The following is a 7666-nucleotide window of genomic DNA, read 5'->3' on the forward strand; positions in this document are numbered from 1 at the left end:
ATCCGCTCCTCGGAGGACATGGAAGGCTTCGGCGCCCGTCTCGCGGCAGAGCTGCGGGCGGGCGACGTGCTCGTGCTCACCGGCCCGCTCGGCGCCGGAAAAACCACGCTCGTGCGCGGCCTCGGCGAAGCGCTAGGCGTGCGTGGCACCGTCGCCAGCCCGACCTTTGTGATTGCCCGAACGCATCCCGCACTGGCCGACGGCCCCGCGCTCATCCATGTCGACGCGTACCGATTGAATTCGGCGCTCGAGCTTGACGACCTCGACCTCGACTTCGATGCCTCAGTCACGGTGATCGAGTGGGGGAGTGAGTACGTCTCGGCAATCGCCGAATCCTGGCTCGAAATCGTCATTGAGCGCGCTCGCGCGGGGGACGTGGACACCGAGAACGATGAGGATGCGCGGCAGGTTTCGCTGCGCGCCGTTGGCGAACGCTGGGCGAGCGTTCCGCTCGCGACCATCCTCGCTGGCTGAGCCGACGTAGACTGGGAGATATGCTCCTCGCAATTGACACGTCCGCAGGGACCGACGTCGCCGTGGTGTCAGAGGGGGGACGAGTCCTCGCGCAGGCGCGAACGACCGATACCCGCCGCCACGCCGAAGTGATTGGTCCCAGCATCAGCTATGTGCTGCGGCAAGCCGGAATTGGCCCACAGCACATCACCCAGGTTGTCTGCGGTATGGGCCCCGGATCATTCACCGGGCTCCGAGTCGGAATCGCGGCCGCGCGAACCTTCGCCTTCGCGCGTGATGTGCCGTTCATCCCGATGCCCAGTCACGAAGCCATCGCGCACGAATGGCGACAGGAGCATCCGGACCACGAAGGTGCGATCAACGTGACCACTGATGCCCGCAGGCGGGAACTTGCCTTGACGCACTTTGCCGAGACCGAGACCGTCGCGCGCGAGTTCGAGCTGGTCGCGCCGGATGCGGTCCCCACCGAGACCACGCACGTCGCCGCCGATTCTGTGGCCGCGGCTCACCTCGCGCTCGCCTGGCTCGATCGACAAGCAAGGGGAGTGCCCGCAGACCCCGACGAAGTGCTGTACTTACGCGCGCCCGACGCGAAACCGGGTGCGGTACCGAAACGAGTGACCACGTGAAGAAGATTGTGATTCGGCCCAGTGTGATTGAGGACGCCCCGGCGATCGAGCGACTCGATAAGGATGCGTTCCCGCAGGACTCCTGGAGCCTCGCGACGATTCGTTCGGAGATCGAAAGCGATCACACCGGCTATTGGACGCTCACCAACGGTGAGGACATTTTTGGCTATGTGGGGGTGCTTGCTGGGCAAGGCTCGGGCGAAGCGGATGTCCAGACCATCGTCGTTGCCCCGCGTGTTCGGCGAGACAATTGGGGAACGAAACTGCTGCGCGAAGCGCTCGAATGGGCACAGGCTCGCGGCACGAAGCAGGTGTTTCTCGAAGTCCGTGAAAGCAATGAGGCGGCACGCACGCTCTATGAGCGGCTCAGCTTCGAAGCGATCGGTCGCCGCGAGGGTTACTACGCCGGCAGCGGCGAAAGTGCGATTCTGATGCGCGGCGAAATCGGTCGGGTGCTCACCTCGGCAAATGCGAAACTGCTGCCCGCCTTCCCGCTTGAACCACTCGTGCTTGGGATCGAAACAAGCTGCGATGAAACCGGGGTGGGCATCGTCCGCGGTACCACGCTGCTGGCGAATACGGTGGCGTCATCCATGGACGAGCAGGCCAAATATGGTGGTGTCGTTCCCGAGGTTGCCGCCCGAGCGCACGTTGATTCGATCGTGCCGGTGCTGCGCGAAGCACTCGACACCGCAGGTGTGACCCTCGACGACCTCGATGCGATCGCGGTCACCAGCGGCCCCGGACTCGCCGGCGCCCTCATGGTGGGTGTGGGTGCCGCGAAGGCACTCGCCATCGCGCACGACACTCCGCTGTTTGGCGTCAACCACCTCGTCGGCCACGTCTCGGCAGACCTGCTGCGGGAGGATGCGGAGCCGGTCGAGTTCCCCGCAATCTCGCTCCTGGTCTCGGGCGGCCACACCTCGCTGCTGCGGTCTGAGTCACTGGTCGGTGACTCGGAGCTGCTCGGCGAAACCATTGACGACGCTGCCGGGGAAGCCTTCGACAAGGTTGCGCGCGTGCTTGGGCTGCCGTATCCGGGAGGGCCTTCCATCGACAAGGTCGCGGCCGAAGGGAATCCCAAGGCCTTCCGCTTCCCACGTGGCCTCACGCATCCAAAAGACCAAGAAAAGCACCGCTTTGATTTTTCTTTCTCGGGGCTCAAAACGGCGGTGGCTCGCGAGGTTGAAAGATTTGAGGATGCTGGGGAACCGGTCCCGGTAGCCGACATCGCCGCATCCTTTCGCGAAGCCGTCGCCGACGTGCTGCTCAAGAAAGCACTCGCGGCCTGCGAAGCCTACGACACGCCCCGGCTCCTGCTCGGTGGCGGTGTGGCTGCGAACGCGCGCGTGCGCTCGCTCGCTGCGGAACGCTGCGCGGCCGCGGGAGTCTCCCTGCACATCCCGCCACTTTCCCTGTGCACCGACAACGGCGCGATGATCGCCGCGCTCGGCGCCCAGCTGGTAATCGCAGACCACGAACCCTCCACACTCGAAATTGGCGCCGACTCAACCCTGCCGATGACCTCGGCACAGGTGGACGATGCATTCGAAAAATCTGCGACTTCAGTATCTAGCTAAGAATCTCGTAGGTCAGAGACCATAGGATGATCGCATCCATCAGGGGAGGAGCCTCGGGAATATGACCGATACGAACGGTGCGAAGGGCGAACCGCGCGCCACGCCCGAAGACGCGGAAGACGCGCACGAGGTGGTGCCCGCCGCTGGCGGCACCTTCGGTGTCGGCAGCGATGAATCAGGATTCGGTAATGCTCCGCTCCCGAGCGATGCGGAGCCAGTAGACGACGCGCAGGCGAGCTCGAGCGGTGACCACACGATTGACGCGGGCGGTCTCGAGCCGTCGACCGCCGAGTCGAGCGACTCGTATGACAGCCATATTGACGTCGGGCAGCTCGATCCAGATATTGCCAGTGGCAATGGCGGCAACGATTCGGTGCCGGCCAATGGCGGTACCTTTGGCGTGACCCACGATGAGTCTGGCTACCAATCTGCCAGTGGGCATCCGGATGCGACCCCCTACGGTGGCTCCGGGCTCGGCTCCGCGCAGGGCGAGTTTGGTGCGTTCTCGACACCAGCGGGCACGCCTGAAATGGCCCCGCCGCAATTCGGTGCCGAAGCACCGGCCGCGTCAGGAAGCGACACGCTTGCCTATGTTGCGGTGGCGCTCGGCATCCTTGCGCTACTGCTACTGATGTTGCCGAGCTGGACCTGGATTGCCGGTGGCGTGCTCGGCGTGGCTGCCGCAGTGCTCGGCGCGATGCGGATCAAGAGCCCCGGCAAGCCATTCGCGATCATTGGCTTGATCGCCGGAATCGTCGCGATCGCCATCGCAGCGGCAACCGCGGTGGTTGTCTTCATCGTGTAGGGCTGTGGCTTTTGGCATGCGGTTTGCCAGGTGCGGGATTTTCTCGGGTCAGGATGCTTGTGGTCGTCGTGTTGAGCGCCGGGCCATCTCTCGTTCCGGGACGTCTGTATTCTTCGAGCAGGGGCGCCGGGATTTCGGGGGTCAGGATTCCAGTCTTCCACGCGCTTTGGCCTCGGTGACTCGTGCGTACGCTATCCGCGTACAGGGTCGCGAGTCGTTCCAGGTGGCACCATCAGGATTCGCGACATAGACTTCAGTTAGCACCCTCAGGGTGAGAGTGCTAACTCTCGAACTTATACACATCGTTTCGCCTAGAAAGAGGTCAACAGTGTCGGTGAACATCCAGCCACTCGAAGATCGCATTGTCATTCAGCAGGTTCAGGCCGAGGAGACCACAGCATCGGGTCTCGTTATTCCGGACACCGCCAAGGAGAAGCCCCAGGAGGGCGAGGTCGTGGCAGTTGGCCCCGGTCGCTTCGACGAAGACGGTGACCGTATCCCCATGGACGTTGCAGTGGGCGACAAGGTCATCTACTCGAAGTACGGCGGCACCGAGGTGAAGTACTCGGGTGAGGAATACCTCATCCTCTCGGCACGTGACGTGCTTGCAAAGGTTGTTGCGTAAGTAGCGACTTTGCTTAGCGCGAGACTCTGCGCAATGAGCGGGCTCCGGTTTCTCCGGGGCCCGCTTTATTTTCCGGGCGTGGGGTGCTGGCCAGTTCCGTGTATGGGTACTCGCTCCCGGCGTGCATCCGCTTCGTGAATTCGCACTTACTCCCGTCGCGCACTTACTCCTGTCGCGCATCCGCTTCTGTCGCGCATCCGCTCCGCCATTCATCGCAGGTGGTCGTCATCATTGCAGGTAGCGCTCATCATGGGTGAAGTACGAACCATGATGAGCGCTAGCGACCATGATTACGCGCGCTGGCTGCCATGCTGAAGCAGCGAGCCGACGCGCTACAGACGCTAGACGCGCTCGGCCAGAATCGCGACGCGGCGATCGCCGAGCCGAGTGCAAATGAGCGTCGCGGCCGAGTCTCCCCTGAGGCTCAGCTGTTTGCGGAACTCGGACGGATCAAGATCCACGCCACGCACCTTGATCTCGAGCGTGCCGATGTCGCGAGATTTGAGTTCTCGCTTCAAAAGCGCCTTGTCGAGCTTGAATTGCTCGACAACTCGAAAGCTCTGCACGAACGGGTTTTGCGTTGCCTTATCGGTGGTGATCCAGGCGATTTCCGGTGCGATCATCCGGCCACCGAGTTGCCGTGCGAGATCACCGATGAACCGTGCGCGAATAATTGCCGGGTCGGGCTCGTGAAGCCACGTACCCAGGTCTCCCACCGGCGCATCCACTGATTCATCGGCAGCTGTTTTGGCAGAAATCTCGTGACTTGCGTCATCCGTGATCGCAAGCACCGAACGGCGAATACCTGGGCGAGCTGCGGGTCCGAGCCAGACGCTGCACTCGACAAGATCTCCGTCGACCGATACCCACTGGGCCTCACCGTCTTCGGGGAGTAGTTCGTGTGGGAATGCGGGCCCGAGTTTCACGCCGACCGCGCGGCGGGCGAGGCTTACCGGGCGGCCGGCTGCGTTGTCCGGCCGACCGGCTGCTTCGACCGTGGGCTCGGATGCGCCGTCGCCGACCGCGGGCTTGGATGTGCTGTTCCCGTCCGGGCGTTCCACCGCGGCATCCTCGCCCCGCGGCGATGCACCTTCCGCGCATCCGAACGCGAAATCCAGCGAGGGCTGCCAATCGGCCGGGTCTGCCAAGCGTCGCGATGCGCCGCGCTCAGTCGCACCATCTCGCGCAGTGCGACGAGCCGGATCGAGGAAGACGCCGTCGAACTCGGACAAATCCACGTCCTCAGCACGGCCATGCCGGACTTCAGCATTGGGAAAGAGCGCGAGGTTGTGCGTCGCGATCGCGGCGGTGACCTCATCCACTTCCACCGCAACGACCTCGAAACCGAGCGCCGCAAAGGTCATCGAATCCGCTCCGATACCGCAGCCGAGATCCGCGATGCGGCGCACACCCGCGGCCCGGAAACGCTGACCGTGATGCGCCGCCACCTGCAGCCGAGTCGCCTGCGCGAGCCCATCCTCGGTGAACAGCATCCGGTCGGCAAACCCGCCGAATTTCGCTCGTGCACGACGCCGAAGCTTCAGCTGCGTGAGCACGGCCGCACTCGTGCGCGCATCCGCTCCCGCCTTCCGGAGCGCCGTCACCGCGCCCAGCGCATCCTTCGCAGAATCAAGCTGCGCAAACTCATCGAGCAGCGTCATCGCCTCGGGCGTGAGCAGGGCGGTCAGATCTTCGCGTTCCATGCCCCCAACGGTAGCGGTCCCGAGCCCCACGGCAGCGGTCCCGAGCCCCACGGCAGCGAAAGCGACTCGCGAGAATTATTCCCGTGCGCATCCTGCCACAAGCGAACTACCACCGTGTGCCGAAATCGAAGCATGAGCGTAGGATGAGTTACCCGCCAAATTTCGCAGGCGAACGCGGCCGCCGCGTGCTGCGCGAGAACGGTCGAAGGTTTCGCCAGCATCCCCGCGCTGAACGACTGGAGAAACCGTCACGATGACCGAGCACGACCCATTTGCGTTTACTGGACTCACCTACGACGACGTACTTCTGCTGCCGGAAGAGACGGATGTCATTCCTTCCGAGGTCGACACGACCACGCAGCTCACCCGTAATATTTCCGTGAAGGTGCCGCTCATTTCGGCAGCCATGGACACCGTGACCGAGTCGCGCATGGCGATCGCCATGGCCCGCCAGGGCGGCCTCGGCATCCTGCACCGCAACCTTTCGATTGAAGACCAGGCTGAGATGGTGGACCGCGTTAAGCGTTCCGAGTCGGGCATGGTTACGAACCCGATTACGACCACGGCCGATGCCACTGTCGCCGAGGTGGATGCGGTGTGCGGCCAATTCCGCATCTCGGGTCTGCCGGTGGTTGACCCTGCTGGGAAGCTCGTCGGCATTATTTCGAATCGCGATATGCGCTTCGTGCCGGAGAGCGAAAAGGCGACCACCAAGGTCTCCGAAGTGATGACTTCCGGGGAGCTTGTGACCGGTCGAGTGGGTATTTCTGGGGAGGACGCCTTCGCGCTCCTCGGGAAACACCGCATCGAGAAGCTGCCACTGGTCGATGACGCCGGTGTCCTCAAGGGGCTCATCACGGTGAAGGACTTCGACAAGATCGACAAGTACCCGGATGCATCCAAGGATGCGCAGGGACGGCTTCGCGTCGGTGCCGCGATTGGCTTCTTCGGGGATGCATTCGATCGGGCGGTTGCGCTGCGCGATGCGGGCGTGGACGTGCTCGTGGTGGACACCGCCAACGGCCAGTCCCGCGGTGAGGTGGACATGATTCGTCGGCTGAAGACCGACCCCGCGTTCAGCGGTGTGGATGTGATCGGCGGCAACATTGCCACGCGCGAGGGTGCCGCGGCGCTGATTGAAGCGGGGGCGGATGCGGTCAAGGTCGGGGTTGGTCCCGGCTCGATCTGCACGACCCGCGTGGTTGCCGGTGTGGGTGTGCCGCAGATCACCGCAATCTACGAGGCTTCGAAGGCTGCTCGTGGCACCGGAGTACCGATCATCGCAGACGGTGGTTTGCAGCACTCTGGCGACATCGCCAAGGCACTCGTTGCAGGTGCGGACTCGGTGATGCTCGGCTCCCTGCTCGCAGGAACCGACGAGTCTCCCGGTGACCTCATCTTCGTCAATGGCAAGCAGTTCAAGCAGTACCGCGGAATGGGTTCACTTGGGGCACTGCAGACCCGTGGCAAGAAAACCTCGTATTCGCGCGACCGGTACTTCCAGGCGGATGTTCCCGGTGATGACGATCTCATCGCCGAGGGTATCGAGGGCAAAGTGCAGTACCGCGGCACCGTGCGTCAGAACGTGTTCCAGCTCACCGGCGGCCTGCACCAGTCGATGTTCTACGTCGGCGCCCGCACCGTGCCCGACCTGAAGTCGCGCGGCCGCTTCGTGCGGATTACACCTGCGGGGTTGAAAGAATCGCACCCGCACGATGTGCAGATGGTCGTGGAAGCGCCCAACTATCGGAAGTAGCGCGCTTAGCGCGCAAGCGCGGAATATTTTTCTGCGAAGTCCCTGTTGCCTCATGTCAATACCTCCGGGAAGGTTGATTCGTTGCCTCAAGTAG

Annotated in this window: 8 protein-coding genes; 6 read left to right on the forward strand and 2 right to left on the reverse strand. The window is 63.4% G+C overall.

Features of this window, described 5'->3' with window-relative positions; translation table 11 throughout:
• Window positions 1–18: 18 nt before the first annotated feature.
• The 5 genes from tsaE (at window position 19) to groES (ending at window position 4113) form a co-directional block, all read left to right on the forward strand.
• Window positions 19–474 carry a tRNA (adenosine(37)-N6)-threonylcarbamoyltransferase complex ATPase subunit type 1 TsaE gene (gene tsaE / locus ACTHXA_RS14280; RefSeq protein WP_441673549.1) on the forward strand — a complete coding sequence of 152 codons (456 nt, stop codon included), beginning with the start codon at window positions 19–21 and terminating at the stop codon, window positions 472–474.
• A gap of 20 nt (window positions 475–494) precedes the next feature.
• On the forward strand, window positions 495–1103 hold the full coding sequence (gene tsaB / locus ACTHXA_RS14285) for a tRNA (adenosine(37)-N6)-threonylcarbamoyltransferase complex dimerization subunit type 1 TsaB (protein ID WP_441673535.1): 609 nt from the start codon (window positions 495–497) through the stop codon (window positions 1101–1103).
• The gene (gene tsaD, locus ACTHXA_RS14290) at window positions 1100–2683 is read left to right on the forward strand and encodes a tRNA (adenosine(37)-N6)-threonylcarbamoyltransferase complex transferase subunit TsaD (RefSeq protein ID WP_441673537.1); all 1584 of its coding nucleotides are present in this window, start codon (window positions 1100–1102) and stop codon (window positions 2681–2683) included. The genes tsaB and tsaD overlap by 4 nt, the downstream gene beginning before the upstream one ends.
• A gap of 61 nt (window positions 2684–2744) precedes the next feature.
• The gene (locus ACTHXA_RS14295) at window positions 2745–3488 is read left to right on the forward strand and encodes a hypothetical protein (RefSeq protein WP_441673539.1); all 744 of its coding nucleotides are present in this window, start codon (window positions 2745–2747) and stop codon (window positions 3486–3488) included.
• Window positions 3489–3816: 328 nt separating this feature from the next.
• Window positions 3817–4113, forward strand: a complete 297-nt coding sequence (gene groES, locus ACTHXA_RS14300; protein ID WP_441673541.1) for a co-chaperone GroES — start codon at window positions 3817–3819, stop codon at window positions 4111–4113.
• A gap of 341 nt (window positions 4114–4454) precedes the next feature.
• Here groES and ACTHXA_RS14305 read toward each other — a convergent pair whose 3' ends face one another.
• On the reverse strand, window positions 4455–5816 hold the full coding sequence (locus ACTHXA_RS14305; protein WP_441673543.1) for a THUMP-like domain-containing protein: 1362 nt from the start codon (window positions 5814–5816) through the stop codon (window positions 4455–4457).
• A complete protein-coding gene (locus ACTHXA_RS14310) occupies window positions 5798–5950 on the reverse strand; it encodes a hypothetical protein (protein WP_441673545.1) in 153 nt (50 codons plus the stop codon). Before ACTHXA_RS14310 ends, ACTHXA_RS14305 begins: the two co-directional genes overlap by 19 nt.
• Before the next feature lie 119 nt (window positions 5951–6069).
• Here ACTHXA_RS14310 and guaB point away from each other — a divergent pair, with 119 nt between their 5' ends.
• Entirely contained in the window at window positions 6070–7572 is a 1503-nt protein-coding gene (gene guaB / locus ACTHXA_RS14315; RefSeq protein WP_441673547.1) for an IMP dehydrogenase, read from the forward strand.
• Window positions 7573–7666: the final 94 nt, after the last annotated feature.

It is taken from the genome of Gulosibacter sp. (genome assembly GCF_052090685.1).
GTDB lineage: Bacteria > Actinomycetota > Actinomycetes > Actinomycetales > Microbacteriaceae > Gulosibacter.